Annotated in this window: 18 protein-coding genes; 3 read left to right on the forward strand and 15 right to left on the reverse strand. The window is 73.4% G+C overall.

Annotation, left to right across the window (positions count from 1 at the left end; all coding sequences use genetic code 11):
- Nucleotides 1–8: 8 nt before the first annotated feature.
- Genes ACH4XV_RS22855 through ACH4XV_RS22865 form a run of 3 tightly spaced genes read right to left on the reverse strand, consistent with a single transcriptional unit; the run spans nt 9 to nt 4464 of the window.
- Nucleotides 9–1271 carry an extracellular solute-binding protein gene (locus ACH4XV_RS22855; protein ID WP_395792580.1) on the reverse strand — a complete coding sequence of 421 codons (1263 nt, stop codon included), beginning with the start codon at nt 1269–1271 and terminating at the stop codon, nt 9–11.
- The gene (locus tag ACH4XV_RS22860) at nt 1268–2725 is read right to left on the reverse strand and encodes an alpha/beta hydrolase-fold protein (RefSeq protein WP_395792582.1); all 1458 of its coding nucleotides are present in this window, start codon (nt 2723–2725) and stop codon (nt 1268–1270) included. Before ACH4XV_RS22860 ends, ACH4XV_RS22855 begins: the two co-directional genes overlap by 4 nt.
- Nucleotides 2722–4464, reverse strand: a complete 1743-nt coding sequence (locus ACH4XV_RS22865) for a glycoside hydrolase family 13 protein (RefSeq protein ID WP_395792584.1) — start codon at nt 4462–4464, stop codon at nt 2722–2724. Before ACH4XV_RS22865 ends, ACH4XV_RS22860 begins: the two co-directional genes overlap by 4 nt.
- A 244-nt stretch (nt 4465–4708) precedes the next feature.
- Between ACH4XV_RS22865 and ACH4XV_RS22870 the strand changes: the two genes are divergently transcribed.
- On the forward strand, nt 4709–5749 hold the full coding sequence (locus tag ACH4XV_RS22870) for a LacI family DNA-binding transcriptional regulator (RefSeq protein ID WP_395792586.1): 1041 nt from the start codon (nt 4709–4711) through the stop codon (nt 5747–5749).
- A gap of 95 nt (nt 5750–5844) precedes the next feature.
- On the opposite strand, the gene ACH4XV_RS22875 is transcribed toward ACH4XV_RS22870, so the two are convergent.
- Both ACH4XV_RS22875 and ACH4XV_RS22880 read right to left on the reverse strand, forming a co-directional pair.
- Nucleotides 5845–7842 (reverse strand): GTP-binding protein, encoded by a 1998-nt coding sequence (locus tag ACH4XV_RS22875; RefSeq protein ID WP_395792588.1) that lies wholly within the window; start codon nt 7840–7842, stop codon nt 5845–5847.
- A gap of 185 nt (nt 7843–8027) precedes the next feature.
- Nucleotides 8028–9092: a LuxR C-terminal-related transcriptional regulator gene (locus tag ACH4XV_RS22880; RefSeq protein ID WP_395792590.1), complete on the reverse strand. Its 1065-nt coding sequence runs from the start codon at nt 9090–9092 to the stop codon at nt 8028–8030.
- 144 nt (nt 9093–9236) lie between these two features.
- On the opposite strand from ACH4XV_RS22880, the gene ACH4XV_RS22885 reads away from it, so the two are divergent.
- Both ACH4XV_RS22885 and ACH4XV_RS22890 read left to right on the forward strand, forming a co-directional pair.
- Nucleotides 9237–9836: a GNAT family N-acetyltransferase gene (locus tag ACH4XV_RS22885; protein ID WP_395792592.1), complete on the forward strand. Its 600-nt coding sequence runs from the start codon at nt 9237–9239 to the stop codon at nt 9834–9836.
- Nucleotides 9837–9840: 4 nt separating this feature from the next.
- Nucleotides 9841–10158 (forward strand): NIPSNAP family protein, encoded by a 318-nt coding sequence (locus ACH4XV_RS22890; RefSeq protein ID WP_395792594.1) that lies wholly within the window; start codon nt 9841–9843, stop codon nt 10156–10158.
- A gap of 401 nt (nt 10159–10559) precedes the next feature.
- On the opposite strand, the gene ACH4XV_RS22895 is transcribed toward ACH4XV_RS22890, so the two are convergent.
- From ACH4XV_RS22895 to ACH4XV_RS22940, 10 genes are all read right to left on the reverse strand, one after another.
- A complete protein-coding gene (locus ACH4XV_RS22895) occupies nt 10560–11438 on the reverse strand; it encodes a YwqG family protein (RefSeq protein WP_395792596.1) in 879 nt (292 codons plus the stop codon).
- A gap of 52 nt (nt 11439–11490) precedes the next feature.
- Nucleotides 11491–11718, reverse strand: a complete 228-nt coding sequence (locus ACH4XV_RS22900; RefSeq protein WP_395792598.1) for a hypothetical protein — start codon at nt 11716–11718, stop codon at nt 11491–11493.
- A gap of 345 nt (nt 11719–12063) precedes the next feature.
- Nucleotides 12064–12474, reverse strand: a complete 411-nt coding sequence (locus tag ACH4XV_RS22905; RefSeq protein ID WP_395792600.1) for a peptidase inhibitor family I36 protein — start codon at nt 12472–12474, stop codon at nt 12064–12066.
- A 385-nt stretch (nt 12475–12859) separates the two neighbouring features.
- Nucleotides 12860–15607, reverse strand: a complete 2748-nt coding sequence (ppdK, locus tag ACH4XV_RS22910) for a pyruvate, phosphate dikinase (protein WP_395792602.1) — start codon at nt 15605–15607, stop codon at nt 12860–12862.
- 411 nt (nt 15608–16018) lie between these two features.
- Nucleotides 16019–17203 carry a hypothetical protein gene (locus tag ACH4XV_RS22915; protein WP_395792604.1) on the reverse strand — a complete coding sequence of 395 codons (1185 nt, stop codon included), beginning with the start codon at nt 17201–17203 and terminating at the stop codon, nt 16019–16021.
- 178 nt (nt 17204–17381) lie between these two features.
- Nucleotides 17382–19319 carry a hypothetical protein gene (locus ACH4XV_RS22920; RefSeq protein WP_395792606.1) on the reverse strand — a complete coding sequence of 646 codons (1938 nt, stop codon included), beginning with the start codon at nt 19317–19319 and terminating at the stop codon, nt 17382–17384.
- On the reverse strand, nt 19316–21265 hold the full coding sequence (locus tag ACH4XV_RS22925) for a phage tail protein (RefSeq protein WP_395792608.1): 1950 nt from the start codon (nt 21263–21265) through the stop codon (nt 19316–19318). Before ACH4XV_RS22925 ends, ACH4XV_RS22920 begins: the two co-directional genes overlap by 4 nt.
- Nucleotides 21262–22230: a hypothetical protein gene (locus ACH4XV_RS22930; protein WP_395792610.1), complete on the reverse strand. Its 969-nt coding sequence runs from the start codon at nt 22228–22230 to the stop codon at nt 21262–21264. Before ACH4XV_RS22930 ends, ACH4XV_RS22925 begins: the two co-directional genes overlap by 4 nt.
- The gene (locus ACH4XV_RS22935) at nt 22227–23156 is read right to left on the reverse strand and encodes a hypothetical protein (RefSeq protein WP_395792612.1); all 930 of its coding nucleotides are present in this window, start codon (nt 23154–23156) and stop codon (nt 22227–22229) included. The genes ACH4XV_RS22930 and ACH4XV_RS22935 overlap by 4 nt, the downstream gene beginning before the upstream one ends.
- On the reverse strand, nt 23153–25357 hold the full coding sequence (locus ACH4XV_RS22940; RefSeq protein ID WP_395792614.1) for a baseplate J/gp47 family protein: 2205 nt from the start codon (nt 25355–25357) through the stop codon (nt 23153–23155). Before ACH4XV_RS22940 ends, ACH4XV_RS22935 begins: the two co-directional genes overlap by 4 nt.
- Nucleotide 25358: the final 1 nt, after the last annotated feature.

A 25358-nucleotide genomic window follows, 5' to 3' on the forward strand; every position in this document is an offset into this window, starting at 1 on the left:
GCCCCGGCTCAGCCGGCGGCGATCTTGGCGCGGATGCGTGCGGCCATCGCGCCGGTCAGCTCCCCCGGGTCGCCATGCCCCTGGATGATGGCCAGTTGGGTCAGGCCCCAGTCGCCCCACACGCTGTCCATGGCGGGCAGGTTCGGCGTCGGCATGCCCGCCTGGGCGGCGCGGGCGAAACCGGCCACCACCGGGTCGTTCTCGACCTGCGCGAGTACGGCGGTGGTCGCCGGGACCCGGCCGCCGGTGTCGTACAGGGCACGCTGCGCCTGCGGGGTGGAGAGGTAGTTGAGGACGAAGTCCTGGGCCAGGATCGGGTTTGCGGACTTGGCGCCGACGAAGAAGCCTTGGACGCCGACGAAGGGCCGGGCCGGGGAGCCGTCGGCGCTGGGCACCGGGTCGACCGCGAACGGCACGTGCGCGGTGCGGAAGGTCGCCGCGTCCCAGGGGCCGGCGAGCAGGAACGGGGTCTTGCCCTTGAGGAAGGCGTCGGTGGCGATGTCGGCGGTGAGCGAGGTGGAGAGCACACCGTCCTTGCCCAGGCCGCGCAGCCAGGGGCCGAAGCGCCGGCAACCGGGGCTGTCCAGTTCGAGTTTGGCCTGGTCGTAGGCGCCGTCGGGCCTGGTGCCGAAGACCTGACAGCCGAACGAGGTTTGCAGCGGGTACAGGTGGTACGGCGATCCGCTCTTGGCGTCGACCGGTACCGCCACCGGCAGTTCGGCGCGGCCCTGCTCGACCAGCCGGCGCCCGGTGGCGAGCAGTTCGTCGAAGGAGGCCGGGGCCTGCGGGGCCAGTTCGGTGTTGCGCAGCAGGGCGATGCTGTCGACGGCGTAGGGCAGTCCGTACGTGCGGCCCTCGTAGCGCATCGCCTCGAGCGCGACCGGGGAGAACGCGGCGGCGCGGTCGCCGAGTTCGAGCGGTGCGAGCACCCCGTTGTGGACGAGTTTGCCGAGCCAGTCGTGCGGTCCGACGACCACGTCGGGGCCCTGGCCGGTGGGGGCCTGGGAGACGAAGTCGTCGCGGATCTCGCCTAGGCCCTTCTGCACGACCTTGACCTTGACGCCCTTGTCCCGGGTGAACGCGGCGGCGATGTCCTGAAGCGGCTTGGCCCGGGCGTCGTCGGCCCAGACGGTCAGCGAGCCGTTGCCGGCCGCCGGGGCCGAGGCGGGCGGGGCGGTCTTGTCGTCGCCCTTGTCGCCGCTGCCGGCGCACGCGGTGACGAGCAGTGTGGCGGCGGCGAGCACGGCCGGGAGCAGCAGTCGTGGTCTCACGGGGTCTCCTCGATGGGTGCGGTCGCGTCGGTCTCGGGCGCGTGGTCGGCGGCGGGCGCCGTCTGCGCGTTGGGGTCGGTCCACGCGGGGACGTGCACGGTGATCCGGCGGTCGCCGTCGTGGTGGAAGGGGTCGCGGATCGGGCTGCCGTCCTCGGCGAGGCCGTCGCAGCGCCAGCCGCGGCCGACCGCGCCGTTCAAGCCGACCCCGCGCGGCAGCCGCCAGGTGCCGTGGTGGATGCCGGCGGCGACGCGGGTGGTGACCAGTCCGGAGTAGTAGACGGTCTCGTCGGCGGGCAGGTCGGCGGCGGCGGTCACGGTGACCTCCAACAGCGCGTCGGCGCCGCCCTCGACCACCTCCAAGGTGCCCTCGGCGGTATGGCCGCCGGCCGTCGCGGTCAGTGCGACAGGCCCGGGTCGACCGGGGGTGACCCGGGCCAGGCCGAGCGGGCGCAGCGCGTCGGCGGGGGTCCAGGCGAGCGCGGCGTCCAGTACCGAGTAGGTGCAGCCGTCGGCGCGCACGCCCACCGGCGCCACGCTCACGTCGGCCTGTCCGGTGGCCACCGCGGGCCGCTCGGGCATGGTCAGTTCGACCAGCGGCAGATCGGCGTCGCCGAACAGGTGCAGCAGCGCGCTGCCCACCCGCCGGGCCCAGGCGCTCTCGTGGTGCGGCGCCTGCGGATCCTCGTGGAAGCGCACCTCGCGGTCCGGCGCATAGCCGAGGTCGGAGACGAGGTGGTCGACCAGGTCGCGGGTGTGCCGCACGGTGATCAGGCCCTCCATGCCGCCGATGTCGATCCAGATCCGCGCCGGGCCGCGCGCGCTCTGCCGGTGGTGCACGGGCGTCTCGGCGAGGGTGATCGGATCGACGAAGACCAGGAACGGCGAGAGCACGCCGGCCAGGCCGAACACGTCGGGACGGCGAAACGCCAGGTGGTAGCTGACCAGGCCGCCCATCGAGGAGCCGAGCACGGCGGTGTGCGCCGGGTCGTCGGTGATCGGGTAGCCGGCCGCGATCAGCGGGCGCAACTCGTCGATCAGGAAACGCTCGTACAGCTCGCCCCGGGACAACGCGCGCGGATCGCGCGGGTAGGGCACGTAGTGGCTGTACTCGGCGCCGCGGTCGTCGCGCCCGTTGTCCACGGCCACCGCGATCAGCGGCGGCAGCAGGCCGGCGGCGATCAGCCGGTCCAGGGTCTCCTCGACCCGCCAGCTGGGTTCGAGGCCGGTGCGGGCGAACACGTGTTGCCCGTCGTGCAGCCACACCACGGGGTACGGTCCGGCCTGCCGGTCGTAGCCGGGCGGCAGGTACACGTGGACGTCGCGGACGTTGTCCAGGTGCGTGGAGCGCACGTTCGACAACGTCTCGATCACGCCGCCGGTGTTCGCGGGCAGGGACATGCGGGGTGACTCTCCCGGGGTGGGCGCGGGGGCGGTGGGCTCGGTGCGGGTCACGGGCGCTCCACCCGCCACACGTGGAAGGCCGGTCCGTCGGCGGGCATCGGCTCGCCGGGACGCAGGTCGGGTCCGCCGGTCAGGCTGTGCGCGGCGACCGGCGCGGCGATCGGGGCGTGCGAGGCGCGGTCGACCTGGACGAGCAGCGTCTCCTCGGGCAACCACCGCTCGAACAGCACGGTGTCGGCGGCGCAATGCAGCCAGCGCAGGCCACCCTCGCGCAGGGCCCGGTATCCGCGCCGCAGCGCGATCAGGTCGCGGTAGACGCGGTGGGTTTCCTGGTCCCAGCGCGCGGGGTCCCACGGGAACGGCCGGCGGCCGTCCTCCAGGTGCACCCCTTCCACGCCGACCTCGTCGCCGGCGAATACCATCGGCAGGCCCGGCAGCGTGAACAGCAGTGCGACGCCAAGGTGTTGGCGTTCGCGACCGGCCATCGAGCGGAAACGCTGGGTATCGTGCGAGTCGAGCAGGGTCAGGTTGTGGGTGTATGAGCGCCAGGGCAACAGGGCGGCGAAGTCCCGCATGACGGAGACCAGTTCGGCGCCGCCGTAGTCCGGGATCGGCCCGGGTACCCCCCAGAACTCGGTGAGCGGCGCGTCGGCAAGCCATCCCCAGACCGGTCGGGTGAAGCCGGCGTAGGCCATCGTGCCCTGCCAGCCGTCGCCGCGCAGGGACGCGGACGCGTCGTGCTGGTGCTCGGCCAGGAGCAGCGTGTCCGGCGCGGCGGCGTTCAGCGTGGCGCGGGTGGCGCGGGCCACCTCGGCGTTGCGGTCCTGGGTGCCGTAGCGGCCGGCCGACTGGGCCACGTCGATCCGCCAGCCATCCAGCCCGAAGTCGCGCGGATACCGCGCCACCACCGAGCCCGCGCCTTCGTACAACCGCGCCCGCAACTCGGCGGACGCGTGGTCGAACTTCGGCAGCGTGTCCACCCCGCAGAACGAGGCGTAGCGGCCTCGATCCGCGCCGTCGAAGTAGTAGAAACCCGCCTCGGCGGAGTCCGGTTCGGCCTGTCCGCGCCGGAACCACTCGTGCCCGTCCCCGGAGTGATTGAGCGTCAGGTCACCGATCACCCGCATGCCGCGCCGGTGCGCCTCGGCGGTCAGCGCCCGCAGCGCCTGGTCGCCGCCGAGCAGCGGGTCGACGCGGTCGAAGGTGGTCGCGTCGTAGCGGTGGTTGGAGCGGGCCGGGAAGAACGGGGTGAGGTAGAGGACGTTCGCGCCCAGTCCCCGGATGTGGTCGAGCCGGTCGAGCACGCCCCACAGGTCGCCCCCGTAGATCTGCTGGAGCGCGCCCGGGGTGCCCCACGGGACGGGATCGTCCCAGGCGGCCGGGGTGGCCCAGTCCGGGAGCGTGTCGCTCTGCCGGGCGGAGCGGGCGAAGCGGTCCGGGAAGATCTGGTACACGACCGCGTCGGCGGCCCAGGCGGGCGGCGCCGGGTGGGTGGTGAGGGTGAAGTCGCCGGTGTCGGGCACATCGCGCGAGGCGATGCCGGCGCCGGTCAGCCAGCGGTTGCCGGTGGGGGTGTCGAGCAGGAAGCGGTACCCGAACTCGGTGCTGCCGACCTCCACTTCGACCCGCCACCAGGTCTCGTCGCCGGCCACCCGGTCCACCCGCGCCTCGGTGAACACCGGTTCGCCGTCGAGCTTGGTGCGCACGTGTACCCGCTTGGTGCCGGCGTCGGTACGGGCACGCACGAACAACTCGACGCGCTCGCCGGGTTGCGGCGACGGGTTGCTCACGTAGCCCTGCGAGCCGTCGTGATGTGCCGCTGTGTTACAGAGTGTTTCCGGTGGGTGCATGGTGTTTGCGACTCCGAAACATGCCGTTCATCAGGTCGAATGCCGAGGAGCGTAAAAGCTCGCCGCCAACAACTGCAACACTCTGCAACATGTTTCAAAGATTTTGTTGCAACGAGGAAACACGTTTCGCTAGCGTGTGCGTGTCCCCCGTGCGCCGTATCCGCCCTAGAGAGGTGACCATCGCGTGACACCAGAGCGCCCATCGGTCCGCAGGATCGCCGACCGGATCGGGGTGAGCGCGGCGACCGTCAGCCGGGTCCTCAACGACAAGCCCGGCGTCGCCGAACACACCAGGACCCGGGTCTTGGCGGCGATCCGCGAGCAGGGCATGGTCGCGCCGGCCCCGGTCGGCCAACCCTTCGTCGGCATCATCGTGCCGGAGCTTGAGAACCCCGCCTTCGCGCTGCTGGCCGGCGCGGTGGAGGCGCGGCTGAGCCAGTACGGGGTGACCGCGCTGATCGGCAGTTCCACGAAGCACGGACCGACCGAGCTGGACTACATCGAAACGCTGTTGAGGCGTGGCATCGAGGGGCTGGTCCTGGTCTCCGGACGACACGCGAACCCCGAGGCCGACCACGGCTTCTACTGGCACCTGCACGGGAAGCACGTGGCGATGGTGCTGGTCAACGGCGGCGTACCGGGACTGCCGGTGTCCACGGTCACCACCGACGAGGCGGCCGGCGCCGCGATGGCGGTGGCGCACCTGCACAGCCTCGGACACACCCGGATCGCGCTGGCCGGCGGCGAGGAGTTCTACCGCCCCTCCCGCCACCGCCTGGCCGGCTACCGCGCGGCGATGACCGCGATGTTCGGCGGTTGCGACGACGCGCTCTATGTGGAGTCCACGTACTCGATCACCGGCGGCCAGGCCGCGGCCCGCCGCCTCCTGGACGCCGGCGCCACGGCGATCATCACCGGCAGCGACCTGATGGCCCTGGGCGCAATCTCCGCCGCCCGCGAATCCGGCCGGCACGTCCCGACCGACGTGTCGGTAGTCGGCTACGACGACTCATACCTGGCCGCCCACAGCGACCCCCCACTGAGCACGATCCAACAACCCATAGAACAAATGTCCACAGCAATCGCCACGGCAATGTGGCAACAACTCCAGGGCTACCACGTCCCCCACGTAGACCACCGCTTCACCCCCCGCCTGGTAGCCAGAGCCTCCACAGCAGCACCCCCCTTGAAAGCCCCCGGCCCCTGCGGCACGCCCGACGCTTGAAAACACCGGGCCGGAGGCCAAACCGCAGCCCCCAACACCCGCAACACCCAAACCAAACCAGCCCGTCCAGCGCCTGAGGACAACCGAACCCGGGCTCACCCGCAGCCGCCCCGAACCCGCCCCAGCGACTGCAACATGTAGCGCTCCCGGTCATACGGATCCACCCCCACACGCTCCCGCGTAGGAACCGCATGGCCGCCCCCAAACGGCCGATACCCCTCGAACTCGCTGACCAGAACCCCCTCCCCCCGCGTCAGCCCCGGCAACCGCCCCGTAACCCCATGCACCATCGCCGCCGGAAGGCTCCCCCGCACCAGGAACCGATCCCCCCGAGCCACCTGCTCCACCGGCACCCCCCGCACCGCGGAAAGCGCCGACAACACCACGCCCAGGCAGTCCGCCGGAGTCTCCACCTCGAACCGATGCGTCGGCTCGAACACCCGCGTCCCGGCCCGCCGCAACGCATCGGCCACCACCAACGGCGTCACACTCCGGAAGTCCCCCGCCGCACTCACCGGACTGAAATACCCCGTACGGGTCAACGTCACCGTGCAGTCCAGCACTTCCCACCCGTGCAACCCCTGCCGCAACGTCCGACGCGCACTCTCCTCGATCGCCCGATGGAACGCGAGCGGCAGCGCCCCCAACTCGACCCCCAACCGCAGCTCGATCCCACTCCCCGGCGCCGCCGGCTCGACCCGCACACCGACCGTGGCCCAGAAGTAGGTGGGCCCGTCCGCGTCCATTTCCTCCACGGCCTCACCCACACCCACCGGGCGCTCGAAGTACAGCGGCCGCGACTCGGCGAAGGCCACCCGCAGACCGAACTCCTCGGCCAGCGTCGACCCGATCACCTCCTTCTGCACCTCGCCGTACAGGCGCACCGAGATCGCCCCCGACGACTCGTCCCCCCGCACGTCGATCATCGGGTCCTCCTCGGCCATTCGCTGCAACGCCGCGTACAGCGCGGGCCGTTCGCCAGGCTGCCGTGGCATGACCTCGGATTCCAACGTCGGCGGCGCGAACAGTCCGGTCCGGGGCAGCCCGTCCGCCGACCCCAGTTGATCGCCGACCCGCGCCTGCGCCAGACCCCGCACCTTCGCGATGGTGCCCGCCGTCGCATCCGCGTCCCGCACCGCTGTACCACGATCGAAAACCTGCACCCCGGAGGCCCGCACGGTCGACTCGACCACACCGCCCCCGTGTTGGCGCCGGAACAGCGCGACCGACTCCCGCGCCCGAAGCACCCCGCTCCAGGTCCGCACGTACGCGATCTTCTCCCCCGCCCGCCCCCGCTCGATCTTCAACACGACCGCCCGCAAAGGCTCTTGCCCCGCCGCCGCGACGCGCGGCAACCACGCGGCGATTCCCCGCACCAGGTGCGCGACCCCCTCCCCGTTCAGGGCCGAGCCGAAGAACACCGGGTACACCCACGCCTCCCGTACCTGGCGCCGCAGTTCGCGCGTGTAGTCCGCCGCCGTGAGCACGACCCGGTCGTCCAGATACGCGTCCACGAACGACTCGCCGTGGTCGGCGAACGCCTCCGCGAGCCGCTCCGCGAAGCCCGGGTCGCCCACGTCGAACGGCGCGAATCGCGCGTCCGCGGTCCCGATCCCGGCCACCGACCCCATCGCGACGCACCCGGGCCCCAGTTCGGCGGCCAGCGCGTCCAGCACCTCCCGGTAGCACGCGCCCATCCGGTCGATCTTGTTCACGAACACCAGGACCGGGATCCGCAATCGGGCAAGTGAGCGCATCAGCACCCGGGTTCGCGCCTGCACGCCCTCCACCGCGGACACCACCAACACGGCGCCGTCCAGTACGCGCAGCGCCCGCTCCACCTCCGCGACGAAGTCGGAGTGGCCGGGGGTGTCGATGACATTGACCTGGAGGTCGTCCACCCGAAACGCCACCACGGCGGAACGGATGGTGATCCCACGCCGACGCTCCAGGTCGAGCGAATCGGTCTGGGTACTGCCGGCATCGACACTGCCGGCTCGGGAGATCACCCCCGCGTCGAACAGCAGACGCTCGGTCAGGCTGGTCTTCCCCGCGTCAACATGCGCGAGAATCCCGATGTTCAGATGGTTCATGACGGCCAGAGGCTCCCGCGGCTGCACTGATGGGACGAATTCCGTAGAGACCGCTGAACCCTCGGCGCATGACGTTCCCTCTCCGAACGAACTCATCCCATGTGACACAGTGCGTCTGGCACCCTAACACCGCCCCGACGCACGTCCGCGACCTTTTCCCGGCGTCCGCCCACCGCCCACGACCGCTACTCCGGCGGCAGCTCACCCTGCACGATGCGGGCGATCAGCGCCCGGCGACTGGACACCCCGGCCTTGGTGAACACGGCCTTCAGGTGGTCCTGGACCGTGTACGGGGTCATCGCCAGGACCCGGGCGATCTCCCGCGTGTCGCAACCGCGAATCGCCTGCAGCGCCACCTCCTGCTCGCGCCCGGTCAACCCGAACGCGGCCAGGTACAGCGGCATCGTCTCGGCCGGTGACGCGGGCGAGGCCACCACCCCGACGTGCCCGTCGGCGAGACCGTCGACCAGCGAGGCGTGCAACACGAACCACCGCCCGTCCCCGGTACGCACCCGAATCGGCACCTGCGCGGCGAGCACCCCGGACGCGGCCCGTCGCGCGTGCTCGGACGCCATCGCGAAGGCGGTGGGCACGGACAGTGAGGCCGACGAGTCGTCGGCGAGGTCGGCGAGCAGCCGCTGGGCCCGCTGATCCGCCGCGACCAGGCCGTTCGACGGACCGAGGATTATCATCGCGGGCGCCGTATCCGCCGGGAGCGCCCACGTCGGGGCGGCATGGCAGGCCCGCAGCGCGTTGCCGATGTGCCGCGCGGCGACATCCGCCAGGTCCCGCTGCCGGCCCAGAAAGGGGCCGTGCTCCCGACCCCGCATGAACGCGGCACAGCCCCACCGGCCGCCTTGCGTGTCGAAGACCACGCGCAATTCGTCACCGAACCCGGACGGGGCGAGCTGCTCGCGAAATCTCATCGCCCGTTCGGGCCGCCCCCGCGTCGCCCGACTCAGCGTCTCGGCCCGGACCCCACTGCGCCGGATCGCGGCGAAGGAGGTGATGTCCTCGTGCCACACCTCCATCCGCACCGCCTCGCGAAACCCCTCCATGCTCAGGTCGTTGCTCACCACGGAGGTGACGAGCCCGGTGGTGGGATCCGCGGTGTGCCAACAGACCGCGTCGTACCCGAGCACATTCCGCAGCAACTCGTCGGCCCGCGCGAACACTTCGGCGGCGGATCGACCCGGTGCGGCCAACTCCCGTAAACCATCGATGACTTGCTTCGCAGCACTCGATGCCATGGCGGGAACGTAACACGCTGGAGCCGGCCACGTCCGCAGTGCGACGATCGGAATTGCGGTGTCACCGACCGCCGATCGACGCTTTCGCTTCTGTTCCACGAGTCGCGTCGCGTGCGAGGATCGGGGTGATCGGAAGGGGGCCCCATGGCACGGGAACACGAGAACGGCGCACGTCCGCCGGTACGGGTGCGGACGGTCGACATCGACACCGGCGCCGTGCCAGTCTTCCTCACCATGCTCGACAGCGCGGTGGCCTGGCTGACCGCCGCCGGCCGCCCCGGCCAATGGGGCACCGAACCGTGGTCCACCCGCCCCGGGGGCGAGGCGCGCGTCGAGTCGGTGATCCGCCGCGGGCACGCCCGCCTGGCCGAGATCGACGGTGTCCCGGCCGGCGGTTGTGTCTTCTCGGACACGCCTTCCGCGTACATCGACCCGATCGACGAACCCGAGTTGTTCATCAACCTCCTCGTCACCGACCGCCGCTTCGTCGGCGCGGGCGTCGGCGCCGCCCTGATCACGGACGCCCGCCGGGAGGCGGCGAGCCGCGGCGTCGACCTGATCCGCGTCGACTGCTACGGGGGCGACGACGGCGCTCTGGTCCGCCAATACCAAAGCCTGGGCTTCACCCCGGTCACCCCCTTCACCGTCGAGCGCCCCGACCAACCCGAGTGGCCCGGCCAGTTGCTGGCCATGCGACTGAAGTCCGGCTGGTCCGCCACGCCGGCCGGCAACACGGCATCATGAGCGCATGATCACCATTCACCTCAAGTACGAGATCGACGCCGACAAGCTCGCCGACTTCGAGGAGTACGGCCGCCGCTGGGTCCACCTGGTCAACCGCTTCGGCGGCACCCACCACGGCTACTTCCTGCCGAGCGAGGGCGACAGCGACATCGCCTACGCCCTCTTCTCGTTCCCCGGGTTCGCCGCCTACGAGCAGTACCGCATCGACAGCGCGACCGACCCGGAATGCCAGGCCGCGATCGAACTCGCCCGCACCACGCGCTGCATCAAGCGCTACGAACGCCGCTTCCTGCGTCCCCTGGACGCAAACCCGCAGCCGTAGACCCGCAGCCCTGGCCCCCCAAGCCCACAGCCACCTCCGCATGGCGCCCCATCGCCTCGTACGACCGCCCGTCCCGCACCACCGCGGCAAAGCCGCCGCCGAGGGCGTCGTATACGAAGCCACAAGGAGACGGTTCGGCGCGGCGAGCAGAGTCCCGGCGTACGGGTACGACCAACGCCGGCCGCCGTCGGCGGCCGAGAGGGCGTAGACCTTGTCGGACGACGCGTACACGGTCAGGACGCCGTTGCGGCTCATCAACCACAACCGATCACGCCACAGCGAGGGTGCGCTGGAGAGATCGGCGATATCCGCGACCCGCCACCGAGTGCGCTTCGGTACACCGGGCCGCGGTCGCGTCGGTGGCGGCGATATGCGACCGGTTCACTCGCGGCTCTGGGGGCTCAGGACTGGGCTATCAGGCGGGTTTGGGAGAAGTCTCGGGTGGTGAGGGCTTCGGGGTGGATCAGCCAGTACAGGGTTCCCGTGTCGGCCCATTCCATTTCCGCGGCCTCGTCGCTGTCGAACTGGGCCAGGAGGACCCAGCGGGTGGCTGCCGCGTCCAACTGTGGGTCGCCCCATGAGCGTTCGATGCCGACGTCCGCGGTTGCGGCCTCGTATTCGACAGGGCCCTGGATCGGTGCGGCATGTCCGCCGATCCGGTGGCCGATGTGGCTGTTGAGCTTCGCGAAGGCGCGGCGGAACGGCCTTAGTGCGAGCGGGATTTCGCGCGGTTCGGGCCATGGGTCGTCGGTGCCGAGCAGGGCCTTCCGCGCTTCCGGCAGCCAGAGATCGGGGGCACTTTGCTCGACCTCGGCCGCCAACTCCACGCGCGGGTACGGTTCCGGCCCGTGGGGCACGTCCGCCGGGAAGACCGGCGTGCCCTCGGGGACGTACAGCACTCGGGCTCCGGCCCACGTCGCGGGATCGTAGATGGAGACGAACGCCGGCCCATCGTCGCCATCATTGTCGACCCGGCCGTCGAAGTAGAAGAACAGCAGCGTTCCGTCGGGCGGAAAGCCCGGCGACCGCCCGGCCGCCGGCAGCGCCGCGCACCGCACCGAGGCGATGAACGACAACGGCCCGACCCCCGGCCAGTCAGGCCAATCGACCCCACTCGGCAGCTCCGGCACGCCGCCGAGGACCGCGACGACCTGCTCGCCCGCACCCGCTCGGCGCAGCCGAACGCAGGGACGCAGCAGCGCGCTCCACCGTTCGGCCAGGTCGGGGGGCAGGTGCTCGGCGGCAAGCCGGGAGTAGCGCTCATCGATCACGTCGACCATGGTGCCGCCCGCTCCCGACAGCCGACCACCGGCGGTCGGCCGACCTCGGGAATCAACCGAGCAGCAGCGCCCAGTCCCACTCCGGGGGGTTCGGCGTCGTCGCCGCGAGCAGGGCCAGGATCACCCCGACCACACCGTCGAGCAGCCCCGGACCGGCAACCGCGCCCGGAGCGGGGTACCGGTCGAGCAGTTCCTCGGTCAGCACACCCGCCACCGTGCGGAACGCCGGATCACCCGAGGCGGGGCGGGCCGGTACGCCGGTCAGTGTGTCGGTGGCCAAACCGCGCACCGTCGCACCGTCGAGCGCCCGCCGACCGTCCGGATCGACCGCGTCGCACAACCGCGTCGCACAACAGATTGGTACAGATGCCGGTAAGCCCACGGTCGCCCGGCATCGGCGCCGCCGGTCCGCGACACGAGGTCGACGTCGAGGCCGGGCGCGACCTCGCGTGACCGCGCGGCCAGGCGCCGATCCGGAGCGCGCGGCACCCCCTCCCCCGCGCCCCGACATGGCGCGGGTGCACCGCGCCGCGCACCACACGCAAAGGCCCGGGGCCGCCATCCCTCGCGGGACGGCGACCCCGGGCGGTCGTACCGAAGTGCCCGAGCTCCGTCGGCCGTGGTCCTACCGGCCGAAGTCCTTGCCCACGACCAGCGGCCGACCGGCCGTGTCGGCGGACGCGAGGTCGCGCCCGGCCTCGACGCGCCCGTCCACGGTGTACTGGTAACAGGGGAACCGAATGCACACCACGGAGCGACTCACGCCGTGGAGCACATCGAAGCCGGTGCGGTTCGCGATCGACAGAACCGGCTCCTGGATCGTGTATCCGGCGTCACTGCGCTCCTCGATCGCCCGCGCCGAGATGACCGTGCGCGTTCCCGTGAGGCTGTCCCCGCTGTAGACGCAGAGGTTCCCCGTCGGGCAGGAGGTGTCGGGAGCGGCGGCGTCGGCCCGTGCGGTGGGCGCGAAGACGAGCGCGCCCATGAGGGTGCCGGCAACCACGCCGGACGCCACGGTGGCGAGTGAGCGGAACATCGAAGTGTCCTCATTCCTTGTTGTGCGTTCTACATGGCTGAGTTCGTACCGATCTCGTCGAGCCGGCCCCTCCGCCCCGGTGGAGCCGTGCGGTTGGTTGGCCCGGCTTCGACGCAGGCCACATTTCCCTATCGACAGCAGTGCGTGAAACCCCATTTACAGACAGTGGCGACACGCTCTGTTTTGGCCTCGTTACCGAAAGTGGACAACGCCCTCGGCCGATCATGTGACCAGGCGACTACACCCGGTGAAATCCCGGAAAACAGCCGAGCGAGCCGAAAGTGAAGAACCCCCTCCTCGGCACGCCCCCGGCGGCCCGCACATCCACATCACGCAGAACCCCCCGCACACTCTCGGACATCACCGCGTGGCCGATTCCGAAGGGTCATGCATTCCGATTCCGACAAGGCGCGACCGGCGCGGCGTCCGGCTCCGGCTCCGCTCGGCGCGTGTCCCCCGGGCCGCCGCCCACCACCGTCGCGCGAGCGGTTTCCAGGCGGGTGCTCGGCAGGCGGTAGGGGGAGCAGGAGACGTAGGTGAGGGGGAGGCCGGCGAGGTAGTGGATCGACGTCGGGTCGCCCGCGTGTTCCCCGCAGACGCCGATGCGGAGGTCCGGCTTGGCACGGCGGGCCTCGGTGACGGCGCTCTCGATCAGTCGGCCGACGCCGGCACGGTCGAGGGTTTCGAACGGGGAGACGGCCAGGATGCCGCGCTCTAGGTAGGCGGCCAGGAAGGAGGCTTCGGCGTCGTCACGGGACAGGCCCCACGTGGTCTGGGTCAGGTCGTTGGTGCCGAACGAGAAGAAGTCCGCCTCACCGGCGAGTTCGGCCGCGGTGAGCGCGGCCCTGGGCAGTTCGATCATCGTGCCCACCGGACACCGCACCGCCACGCCCGCCTCCCGCCCGACCTCGACGAGGACCCGTTCCACCTCCGCCCGGGCCGGGCGCAGTTCCTCGACGGTGGCCACCAGCGGGATCATGATCTCCGCCCTGGGGTCGCCGCCGGCCCGCAGCCGGGCCACCGTCGCCTCGGCGATCGCGCGCACCTGGGTGGCGATCAGGCCGGGGACGACCAGGGCCAGGCGCACCCCGCGCAGCCCCAGCATCGGGTCGCGCTCACGCAGGCGTTCACCCGCCTCGTACATCCGCACCTCGCGCGCGTCCGGCTCGCGCCCCGCCGCGCGCTCCCGGGCGATCCGTACCGCCGATTCGGTGTGGTCGGGCAGGAACTCGTGCAGCGGTGGGTCGATCAGCCGGATGGTCACCGGCAGGCCGTCCATGGCCGCCAGGATGTCGGTGAAGTCGCGGCGCTGGAGCGGCAGCAGGGCGTCCAGGGCCCGCCGACGGTCGGCGTCGTCGCGGGCCAGGATCAGGTCCTCGACGAGCCGGCGCCGGTCGCCCAGGAACATGTGTTCGGTGCGACACAGGCCGATCCCCCGGGCGCCGAAGCGCCGGGCCCGGGCCGCGTCCTCGGCGGTGTCGGCGTTGGCGAGCACGTCCAGGCGGCGGGTCGCGTCGGCATGGTCCAGGAAGCGGGCGACCGCCTCGACCACGCCGGGCGTACGCTCGCCGGTCTCCAGGTAGTGGGTGACGGGCGAGGCCACCAGCGGCAGCTCGCCGAGGTACACGGTGCCTGCCGTGCCGTCGACCGAGATCATGTCGCCCTCCGCGACCACGGTCCCGTCGGCCGCAGTGGCCCGCCGGCCCTCGATGTCGATGTCCAGGTCGGCCGCCCCGCATACGCAGACCTTGCCCATGCCGCGCGCGACCACCGCCGCGTGGCTGGTCTTCCCGCCCCGGCCGGTGACCACGGCCTCGGCGGCGATCATCCCGGGCAGGTCGTCCGGACTGGTCTCGGGCCGGACCAGCACCACCGGCTCCCCCGCCTCGGCCCGCCGGGTCGCCTCGGCCACGTCGAACACCGCCGCGCCGACCGCCGCCCCGGGCGAGGCCGGCACACCGTGCGCGAGCGGTTCGGTGTCGGCGTGCGCGTCGAAGCGCGGGAAGGTCAGCTGGTCGAGCTGCCCGCCGTCGACCCGTGCCAGCGCCTCCGGCCAGTCGATCACGCCCTCGTCCACCAGCGCGCAGGCGATCCGGAAGGCCGCCTCGGCGCTGCGTTTGCCCACCCGGGTCTGCAGGATCCACAACCTGCCCCGCTCGACGGTGAACTCCACGTCGCAAAGGTCGCGATAGTGCGCCTCCAACAATCCCAGGCACCCGGTCAGCCGTTCGTACGCGGCGGGATCGAGCCGTTCCAGGTCCTGAAGCGGATGCGCGTCCCGCACCCCGGAGACCACGTCCTCGCCCTGCGCGTCGGGCAGGTAGTCGCCGTACACGCCGGGGCGGCCGGTACCCGGGTCGCGGGTGAACGCGACACCCGTGCCCGAGTCGGGCCCCGAGTTGCCGAACACCATCGCCTGTACGGTCACCGCCGTCCCCAGGTCGTCGGGGATGTGCTCACGCCGCCGGTAGACCCGGGCCCGCTCGCCGTTCCAGGACCGGAACACCGCGAGCACCGCCCGATCCAACTGCTCGCGCGGATCCTGCGGGAACTCCTCGCCGGTATCCGCCGCGATCAGCGCCCGGAACTCCCGCACGATCGCCATCAGGTCGGACACGCCCAACCCCAGGTCGTCGGCGATGCCCAGCTCGGCCCGCCGCCGGCTCAGCACCCCCTCGAACCGCGCCGCGGCCACGCCGAGCACGGTGGTTCCGTACATCTGCACCAGTCGGCGATACGAGTCCCACGCGAAGCGCTCCCGGCCGCTCGTCTCGGCCAGACCGAGCACCGAGGCGTCGTTGAGGCCGACGTCGAGAATCGTGTCCATCATCCCGGGCATGGAGAACCGCGCCCCCGAACGCACCGACACCAGCAGCGGATCGTCCGGCTGCCCCAGCCGCCGTCCGATCGACTTCTCCAGGCCGGCCAGGTGTTCGTCGATCTCCCGGTCCAGACCGGTCGGCGGCGCGCCGGTGCGCAGGAAGACCCGGCAGGCGTCGGTACTCACCGTGAACCCGGGCGGTACCGGCAGGCCGAGCCGGGTCATCTCGGCGAGGTTCGCGCCCTTGCCGCCTAGCAGATCGGCCCGATCGCGGGAGCCTTCGGAGAAGTCGTACACGTACGCGCCGGCCATGGGCGTCCCCTTCCTGCGCGGCGGCCCGCGACGGGCGGGGGCCGTACCGGGGCCGGAGGCGACGGCGCCGAGCGTGGTGGGACTCGGGACTCGGGACTCGCATCGGCGCGGCTCCACGCGCACTCCGCCGCGAAGGGCTCGATCCGCCACGCCCGATCGGCGGCGCCGCCCGGGTCCGGGGGCTGCCCCGGACGCCGTCGTGGCGTCGACACCGGCCGTCTTTCACGATAGCGCCGGGTGGGCCCGACCACCGGGTGCGCGATCAGGTGCCGGCGGCTTCCGGGAGGGCCGGGCGGGGTTCGCAGGACACACCTCGATCTCCAGTCGAGGTTCAGGGTCGGCTTCCTTCGGCTCGCTCTTGCCCTCTCGGCTGCCTTGACTCCGGCTTCAGGGTTCGGCGGCCGTCCGGGATCAGTCCTCGGTCAGTCGCAGCACCAGGTTGGCGCGGTCGATCGCGGTCAGCACCGGGCCGGGCGGGACGGCCGCCGCCTGGGCCCGCTCGATCAGCGTCGCGGCGTCGGTCCGGGCCAATTCGGCCACCGTGCGCTCGCCCAGTACGTCGGCCAGGTGCGGGGTGTCCGCGACCGCGAGCAGGGCGCGGGCCGGCAACGCACGTACCGCCGCCGGGTCGTCGGCGGTCAGCACGTCCTCGGCGCGGCTCTCGTCGAAGGCATGCGCCGCGGCCTGCCGGGTGACCTCGCCCCACCGCGATCCCGCCAGGCTCTGGCCGGGTTGGCCGCAGTAGAAGCCGAAGCCGCCGAACGAGGCGGCGAAGCGGCGGTTGTACAGCGGGTCGACGGTGAGCCGACCGTCCGCCGCCGCGGTGAAGTCGGCCAGCACCACCCACGGGTCGGTGGGGCACGACGGGCACGGCCGGGTGCCGTTGCCGGTGATCCGGGACGAACAGCCGGTCGTCTCCTGGCGGGTGTCGTCGATGTCTGCGAGGTACGCCGGGGGCAGCGTGTCCAGCACACCGAGCACGAAGCCCTCCCGCACCCGGCTGTACTCGCAGGCCGTGTCCTCGCACCCGCACCCCGCCGCCGCCACGGGCGCGGTGAGGCATTCGTCGTACCGCACCGCCAGGTAGTACGTGCGCCCCGGTTCGCGGCGCCGGCGCACCGGCGCGCACCACGGGTCGGTCGGCGGCGGGCAGCCCTCGGTGCCGCCCGGCAGCGCGTCGCGGACGTCCACCCGCACCGGATGCTCGATCACGATCTCGTCGCCGTACGGGCCCAGCACGTAGCCGGCCGACACGTCGAGCAGCCACGGCACCCGGCCGCCGTCGCCGAACGGCACCGTGCGTACGGTCGCCCCGCACACCACGCCCCATCCGTGCAGCAGCCGGTTGTGCCGACGCATGCGCTCCAGCAGCCAGACCCCGGTCTGCGTCAGATCCTCCGGGCCGACGAGTTGTCCGCCGAACCAGCGGGGGCGCAGCCGCCCGGTCGCGTGCCCCGACAGGCAGTCGCCGCATCCGCAACCACCGGAACCGGAACCGGAACCGCCGGTCCCGGCACCGCCCCCGCCACATCCACAACCGCACCCGCCCGGCCCGCCCGGCGCCACGGGCCGGATCGTTTGTTCGTACCCGGTCAACGTCCCTCAGCTCCTCGGTATGCGTATCGGTGTGCGTATGGGTGTGCGAGTCGGCGTGCGTATCGGTGCGCGCATGGATGGGTGCATGGATGTGCGGATCGGTGCGCGTGCAGGTGTGCGTCACGGCATACGCCTCGGTAGGCGTCTCGGCATACGTCTCGGTCCATCGCCGCCGCGCTCATCCCCGCGCCACCGTGAACGCGATGTGCAGGAACCCACCGGGGCTCCCGTCGAACAACCGCTCGCCGACCGTCGACCGCGTGCCGAGGGCGCCGGCCGGCAGCGGCGGGAGCGGGTGCCGGTCGCCGGACCAGATCGAGAAGAGCGTGTGGTTGTCCAGCGCGGTGCCGAGGAAGTCCGCGTCCAGCGCCAGGGTCGGCGCGTCCGCGCCCAGCGGCGGCACCGGGACGGTGTCCGAGGAGCGCACCTGGAGCAGGAACTCTCCGTCCGGCTCAGCCCCGGTCACCTCGAACGTGTAGGTGACCGATTCGGCCGGTGCCGGCGACTCGCGCTCGGGCTGCCCGGCGACGCCGCCGCCCAGTTCGAGCCGCCGGAAGCCGGCGATCCGGTCACCCTCGCGCACCGCCTGGAACAGCCGCACCCAGCCGCCGGGGTCGGCCAACGCGGCATCGGCGAGCGCCCGATCCACCGTGAGCCGGATCCGCGGCCTACGCGTGAAGCGCGACGCTCCGGCCCGGTCGGGGCGTACGCCACCCTCGGGCCAGACCCGCAGCAGCCGGGGCGCGCGCTCCTCGTCCTGCAGGGTCGGCGGCGGGAACGGGGTGAACACGTGCATCTCGCCGCCCTGGGTGCCGTTGCCGGAGGGGAACGGCGGGACGGCGGTGAGCGGCGCCCGGTCGATCAGCGTGTTCAGGGTGGTGTCCCGGGGCGCGCCCGGGGCCAGCGCCCACAGCGTGTTGCGATCGGCCGTGGTCAGTGCCGTGCCGACCAGGTCCGGGTCCAGGGCGAGACCGTCCGGGCCCTGCGCGCGCGGCGGCCCGCCGAGCGCCACCCGGCTGCCCACCACGAACACCGTCGAGGTGGGCAGCCCCTCGCTCTGCAGGCCGACGGTGTACGCCACACCCTCGCCGCCGGCGGGCACCGTGACGTGCGTGAACGCACCGCCGGCCCGGGTCAGGGTCAGCCGCCGGGCGCCGAGGTGGTCCAGTTGCCACAGGCCCAGCCAGGTGTCGGGGGCATCGAACGCGGCGTCCACGAGCGGCCGGTCGAAGGCGATCTCCAGGCGCTTCTCGGCGACGAACGCCCGCCAGGTGTCCGGGTTCGCCCCGGTGCCCACCTTGGGCCACAACCCGGTGATCCGGGGCGGGGCGGTGGTGTCGGCGCAACACTTGTCCACCCGCGCGGCCAGGCACATCAGCAGGTCGAACAGCACCCGGTTGGAGTACACGACCGGCCGCGCGGTGACCGCGTCCAGGTCCGGCGCGTCGGGCGGGTCGTAGGTCACCGTCGCCAGCGCCAGGCACTCCTCGACGCACCCGCAGTCGTGCTCGACGGTGTCGGCGATCTTCTCCCGGCGGTCGAAGTGCTCGCCGGGCCGGGTCGGGAAGATCGCGGCGCACTGCGCGGCGGTCAGCCCGACCGGATCGGGTTCGCCGGCGGTGATCCGCAGGGAGAACCGTTCCAGGGTCAGCGAGGGCACACACTCCTCGCGCACCTCGCAGTCCACGACGGGCATGCGCGCGTACTCGGCCCCGCACTCGTGCCGGCACAACCGCAGTACCACCGTGCCGGTCTCGATCGGGTCGCCCTTCGGATCCCCCTCGCAGTCCGTGGGCTGGTTCGGGTGCTCGATCCGTACCTGCTCGTCGACCACGATCAGCCGGCCGTGGCCGTCCACCGCGACGCCGGGGAAGACGGTCAGCGCGCCGTCGGCGCCCAGTTCGACGTCGAGCCCGCACAACACGCCCGGGCCGAGGCCGAGTCGGGCCAGGGTGGCCGCCGTCCGCCGGTGGTAGGACTGTTCGATGTACCAGTGGCGGACGTCCATCGACTTGCCGGGATAGAACCGGTTGCGCACCGGCGGCGCCGGGGCCGCGTCCTCGCCGCCGCAGCCGCATCCCGTGTCCGACGTGTGGTTTTGCCGGTCCTGGATCACGTGTGCTCAACCCCTTGCAGACGGACGGGGGTCGCACCGCGACCGCCCGGTGTGGGAAGCGTTGTGTCGAGGCGGGTCTCGACCGGGCCGCCGACGTGCGCGGCGGGCGAGCCGGGCAGGCGTACGTCGGCACCCAACTCGGGACCGGCGCCGGCGGTCCACGCGGGCGGCGGGCCCGCCACGACGGTGTCGATGCCGACCTGTCCCGGAATCACGCCCTGGCGGGCGAGCCGGACCTGTGCGAACACGTGTGCCGGTCGCTCGCGCTCGACCACGCGGGCGATCTCGGGCAGCGCGTCGGCCCGCTCCGGCGGGACGTGCACGCACACCCGGTGTGCGTAGGCCGCGTACAGCGGCAGGCCACGATCGTGTGCCGGGACGAGGTCGGCGCCGTCGAGGACGGCGGTGGTGTCCAGTGCGGGCGGGCCGGGGTCGGCGACGCGGGTGCTGGTGTCCCGGCCGAGGCCGCCGGTGCCCAGGCGCCAGACCTGTGCGCGCAGCAGCGGTTCGACGACCCGGACGGCGACCCCGGTCTCGCGTGCGACCGCCTCGATCAGGCCGGCGGGGGTGCCGCGCCGGCCGTGCGCGGCGTACGCTCCGGCGACGTTCGCGCGGCGGGCCGCGTCGTCGGCGGCGGTGAGCGGTACCGCGTCGACCCAGCCGGCGAGCCGGTCCAGCCACGGGTCGTCGGGGCGGTCGGGGGCCGAGCCGGGGTCGAGCGAGGCGGGCAGGTCGTCGAGGCCGCGCACCGACGCCGCGTGCGCGGAGCCGAACAGGCCGAGCAGTCGGCCGAGCGTGCCGGAGCCGTCGTCGTCGCCCGTGTACGCGGCGGGCAGCGCGTCGAGGAGGCCGCGCCCGAGGCGTTCCACCCGGATGTCGTCCACGCGCGGGGTGCTGCGGCCGTCGCCGAGCAGTTCGATCGTGATCCAGAGCCGGTCGCCTGGGCGGGCCGGGCCGGCGAGGACCCGTACATCCAAGCCGTCCAGCGGGCCGGCACGCCAGCGCCCCCGGGCGGTCGGCACGGGCGCGTCGTCCGCGTCGGCGTGCGTCGGGTCGGGCGGATCGGGGGTGCCGGCGGCGTCGGTCGCGAGCATCGTCCAGACCCGAACGTGGGTGCCCGCCGGCGCGGGTTCGGCGAGCACGACCCGCACCCGATCCCAGTGCTCGACCCCGACCGGCTCCCTCGGCGCGGGCACCACGGCGACGCCGCGCGCGCCGATCAGCCGGGGGCCGAGGCGGGCGATCCCACCGGGGCCGGCGACGAACACCCGCCCGCAACGATCCACCGCGATGCCGGCCAGGTACCCGGCGGCCAACAGCACGACGTCGCCGCCGCCGTCCGGAACGAACACCACCCCGGCGCCCGGCACCTGCCGCGCCCCACCCGCCACCAGCACCCCGTCGGACACCCGCACCGCCGCGAGCCCGCCGACCCGCTCGCGGGCGGCCCGCAGCGCGGGGTCCTCGGCCGGCGGCGGATCGGTCCACGGCGCCAGGTATTCACCGGTGTCGGCCCGGACGACCATGCCGACGGGACGGCATTCCGCTCGGCGCGAACCGTCGGGGGCGCGGAGGCCCTGCGGCGCGTCGTCCACCACCAGCAGCCGTCCGCCGTCGAGCAGCCACAGGCCGCGCGGTTCGCGGAGTGCGGCCGGGTCGCCCGTCGCGACGTCGAGGCAGCCGAGGACGCATACCGTGTGGTCGCAGCCGTCCACTCGTAGCACGCGGCCGTGGCCCGGGTCGGTGACCAGGACCGTGCCGTCGGCGAGCACGACCATGCCCAGCGGGCCGCCCGCCGGGGCGGGGTCGGCGACGGCCACCGGTTCGAGCGAGGCGGTGCCCGGGGCCAGCGCCAACCGCTCGCCGTCGGTGCGCACGCCGGCGAACCGCGCGCCGGGCCAGCGGCCGAGGGCGTTGACCCAGCGGTAGTCGCTCGCGCCGCTCACGCCCCCTCCACCCCCATCCACGAGATGTGCCAGCCGAGTGCGCTTCGCACCAGGTCGGGCAGGGTGACATCGGCCAGCACCTGTGCCGGGTTCAGCGGCAGGGTCGTGGCGCCGCCGATAACCCCGCCGATCCGGCCGGCGGGCATCGGCACCACCACGGTCATCCGTCCCGGCTCGGGGGCGTCGACGTAGGGCGTACCGTCCAGCACGCACGCCTGGCCGCCCGGCGCGCCGGCGGCGGTCAACTCCCGGTCGCCGTCGAGGCGGACGAGATAAGCGGGGGTGTCGCCGAAACCCGCCGCACTCGTGTCCACCAGCGTGCGCAGCCCGACCACCACACCCCCGGCCGGATCCACAACCGGCGACCACACCGTGCCGAAGGCGCCCGTGGAGCCGGTGGCCACATACGGCGTCGGCAACACCGGAAGTACCCGCCGTCCGGCCGGATCGGGCGGCGCGGTCAGCGCGCAACCCCGCACCGACACGGTCGCGAGCAACACGTCCAGCCCGTCGCGCAGTTCGGCCGGCGTACACCAGGCCGCCGTCGGCCCGTCCGCCAACCGCACCGCGCCGACCGCCCCGCACTCGCCCGACCGGGTCCGTACCGTCGCCTCGTCGTCCTCGGTCCAGCGCAGCGTCAGGCAGAACACCACGGCACCGCCGTCCGGCCCGGCGGCGACGGCCGGTACGTCGACCTCCACCCCCTCGGCCAGGATCAGGTCCCGCCCGAGCGCATCGAGCGCGTACCCGGCACCGACCGCCACCCGCTTGCCGCCCCGAGCGCCGGTGACCTCGAGCCCGAGCGCCACCCCCCACCCGTGCAACACCCGGTTGTGCAACCACCGCCGCGAACGCTCCACCGCAACCACGTCGTTCAACTCCGCCGCGGCAAGCACCTGCCGGGGGAAAAAGCTCGGCCGATGCGTAGGCGGCAACCCCGCCCCACTCGTCGTCGGGCCCGTCATACGAACTTCCCCCTCGATCGAGGATCCGGGCGCGTGCCCGGTCGGACGTCGGCCGGTGTGTCGGCTCGGCCGCGGAGGCCGGGCAGGTTCAGGGGTGGGCGGGTGCACGGCGGTGGGCACGGGTCGGTGCGGGGCTCGGGGCGCGCCGGGATCGGCTCGGCGGCCAGTACCGCCGTCCACCCGAACGCCATCGGCGCCGCGGACACCTTCGGCTGCTCGGTCGGCGCGCCGTCGTCCGGCAGCACGTGCCGCACGGTGATCCGGAAGCCCGCCGCGTCGACCGCCGAGACCTGCACGGTGGTGGCGCCCGCGGGGGCCGGCGGCGGCCCCTCGACGGTGACGAACACCTCCGGTACACCCGCGAACGGGCGGACGAAGTCGATCCGGGCCGACCACTGCATCCGCGACCCCTCGGCGGCCGTCCCGCCCCGCGCCATCCGGCCCGCGACCAGCACCGCCGGACCGGGCCCGTGCGCGTTGCGCCGCGCGCCGTCGCCGACGTCCAGCGTCCCCGTGTCGGGGTGGTAGACCGCGAGCGGTACGTCCTCGGCGCCCGCCGGCACCCCGCTCGCCACCCAGCGCGTCCGCGCCCTCGGGCCGCCGCATTCGGCCCGCAGCACCAGCGTCAGCGGCCCGGTCGCCTGCGCCGGCACGAACGGCACCTCGTCGGCCCCGAGCACCAGCAACTCGCCGCAGCGGGTGTGCGCCACGCCCGGCTCCACGAGCACCCGCCCGTCGCCGAGGTTCCACACCTCCAGACCCACACCGACCCCCCACGTGCGATGCGCGGCCCGGGTGTGCCGGGCCAGGCTCGACACCTCGTTGCCCGTGAGGGCGCGCAGATCGGCGGCGGCCAGTCGCACGCCGGCCTCCTCGACCACCCGATCCGCGGAACCCGTCGCCGCCGCGCCGCCACCGACCCTCATCGACCCGCCTCCGCCCGTACCGCGTTCACCGTGTGCGCCCCAGGCACGACCAGCGCGGTCGGCGGTACGCACAACCCGCCGCAACCGGGCGGCCCGCCGTCGGCGCGCAGCGCGAGCGCGCTCACGTGGTCCACCCCGGGGGCCTCGTCGATCACCCGCATCACCTCGCTGCGATACACGTCCCGCCCGAACGGCCAACCCGTACCGCGCGGTCCGCCGGTGACCGGGTGCAGGAAGGTGTCCAGCGCCGTTCGCACCGCCGCCGCGACCACGGCCGGATCGTTGCCCGGGAGCAGGACGACCGTCGTCTCGGCACGCACCTCGACATAGCGCGGCCCGGTGACGAAGAACCGGGTGCCGGCCGTTCGCCGCCCGGCCAGGTGCCGCCGGACCGCGCGCAGCAGGCCCGTGGTGGGTTCGGGGCGCTCGCGCGGCAGCGCCGGCACCACCACGACGGTCACGCAGCCCGCCGCGACCAGGCCCGGAAGGCGCGGGTCGGTCTCGGCGAAGGCGCGGGCCCGGGCGATCCGGGTGCCGGGGGTGGCCAGGGCGCACCGCTCCACGCCCGGCAGGGTGACCGCGCGTTCCGGCACGGCCAGGCGCGGCACGGTCGCACGGGGCAGGTCGTCGAGGGATTGGGCGTCGGCCGCGGTGAGCGCGTCGAGCAGGCGTTCGTGGGCCCACAGCGCCCGCTCCGCGCGGGCCGCGGCGGCGGCCGTGTCCTCGGCGTCGGTGCCGCCCTGCGCCGGGCCGACGAGGGTGGCGGTCAGCGCGGGTGGTCCGCCGAGCAGGACCCGGGTGCGGGCGTCGTCGGCGACGGCCACGGGTGCGGGCGGGGCGAGTACGCCGCCTCGGGCCCCGGCGGTGCTCCGGTAGCCGGCGAGCACCGTACGGCCCGGTTCGGGCACCCGTCCCGCGCGGCCGTCGCCGAAGGTCAGCGTGCCGGTGCGGGCGTCGAACACGGCGGACAGGTCGGTCCGACGGGCCGCGTCCAGATCCGGAACCAACCGCACCGCCTCCACAGCGCCCGCCGGATCGGCCAACCACACCCTGGGCGCCTCGGCCGTCGCACCGCCGGGCAGCGCGAAGACCTGCTCCGGCGCGCCGTCCCCGACGCCCACCGCGACGAGTTCGACCACGAGCCGCCCGGGCACCGTCGCGGTCGGCGCGATCCAGCGCAGCACCCGCACGGTCGGCGCGGCCGAGTCGCCGGTATGCACCGTGCGAACCGTCCGCGCGTTGTCCACGGTGATCGTCAGCGCGATGCGGGCCCCCTCCACCGGAGCGCCCGCCCCGCCGACCACCACCCCCGGCGCGACGTCGTAGGCACCGACCGCCGTACTCGCCTGCGTCGCCTCGACCGCGTCCGCGACCACCCGGCGCAGCCGCGGCGGCGCATCGTGCCGGCCGCGCGCAAGGCGGCAGCGCAGCCAGGCCCGGGCACCGGCCGAGCCCAGCGGCTCGACGGGCAACCCGCCGGGGCCGATCCGCAGGCGCACGGCGGCGGATCGGGTCAGCGCGCGGGTGTGGTCGTCGACCTCGGCCGGCGCCACCCAGGCACCGCCGGAGCGCACCTCCCAGACGGTTCGCGCGCTGTGATGCGGCTCGGTGTCGAGGTCGTCGGTTCCGTCGGCGTCCACCCACAGGGTCAGCGCGGTGCCCGCGGGCAGGGCCCGGTCCAGGCCGAGCAGCAGTGCGGCGCCGATATGCGGGTCCGGGCCGAGGGCGTCCACGGGGGTGCCGGCCAGAAGGGTGGGGGTGTGATCGGTCCAATTGGACTCATCGGCGGAGTCCGCCGCGGTGCCGGCCGCCGCCACCGTGGCGCCGGTCAGGGGCAATGCCGCCACGGTCTCCAGGCCGAGCGGCGCGTCCGCCCCGTGTGCGACGAAGCCGAGCCCGGCGGGCAGTTCGGCCGGTGCGCCCGGCCCGGGACGGATCGCCAACACGACCCGTGCGGCGCTCGGCGCGGCCGGTCGTACACCGAGCAGCGCGAGCAGCTTGCGGCGATGCCGGTCGGTCACCCTGGAGACCCGGTAGACGTCGGTGTCCACCAGCCACGCCAGCATCTCGATCACCGCGATGCCGGGATCCGAGTGGTTGTGGTCGGTCCACCGCGGGCTCTCCAGCGGCAACAGCGCCCGCGCCTCGGCGACGAGGTCGGGCCACCGCCTGGTGTCGGGATTCGGCGGGAACAGGGGCATG

The organism is Embleya sp. NPDC020630, from assembly GCF_044334985.1.
GTDB lineage: Bacteria > Actinomycetota > Actinomycetes > Streptomycetales > Streptomycetaceae > Embleya.

Coding starts and splice junctions, on each gene's coding strand:
- ACH4XV_RS22875 (WP_395792588.1), bottom strand. CDS start 7,842: ATGAACCATCTGAACATCGGGATTCTCGCGCATGTTGACGCGGGGAAG.
- ACH4XV_RS22880 (WP_395792590.1), bottom strand. CDS start 9,092: ATGGCATCGAGTGCTGCGAAGCAAGTCATCGATGGTTTACGGGAGTTG.
- ACH4XV_RS22885 (WP_395792592.1), top strand. CDS start 9,237: ATGGCACGGGAACACGAGAACGGCGCACGTCCGCCGGTACGGGTGCGG.
- ACH4XV_RS22890 (WP_395792594.1), top strand. CDS start 9,841: ATGATCACCATTCACCTCAAGTACGAGATCGACGCCGACAAGCTCGCC.
- ACH4XV_RS22895 (WP_395792596.1), bottom strand. CDS start 11,438: ATGGTCGACGTGATCGATGAGCGCTACTCCCGGCTTGCCGCCGAGCAC.
- ACH4XV_RS22905 (WP_395792600.1), bottom strand. CDS start 12,474: ATGTTCCGCTCACTCGCCACCGTGGCGTCCGGCGTGGTTGCCGGCACC.
- ppdK (WP_395792602.1), bottom strand. CDS start 15,607: ATGGCCGGCGCGTACGTGTACGACTTCTCCGAAGGCTCCCGCGATCGG.
- ACH4XV_RS22930 (WP_395792610.1), bottom strand. CDS start 22,230: ATGACGGGCCCGACGACGAGTGGGGCGGGGTTGCCGCCTACGCATCGG.
- ACH4XV_RS22935 (WP_395792612.1), bottom strand. CDS start 23,156: ATGAGGGTCGGTGGCGGCGCGGCGGCGACGGGTTCCGCGGATCGGGTG.
- ACH4XV_RS22940 (WP_395792614.1), bottom strand. CDS start 25,357: ATGCCCCTGTTCCCGCCGAATCCCGACACCAGGCGGTGGCCCGACCTC.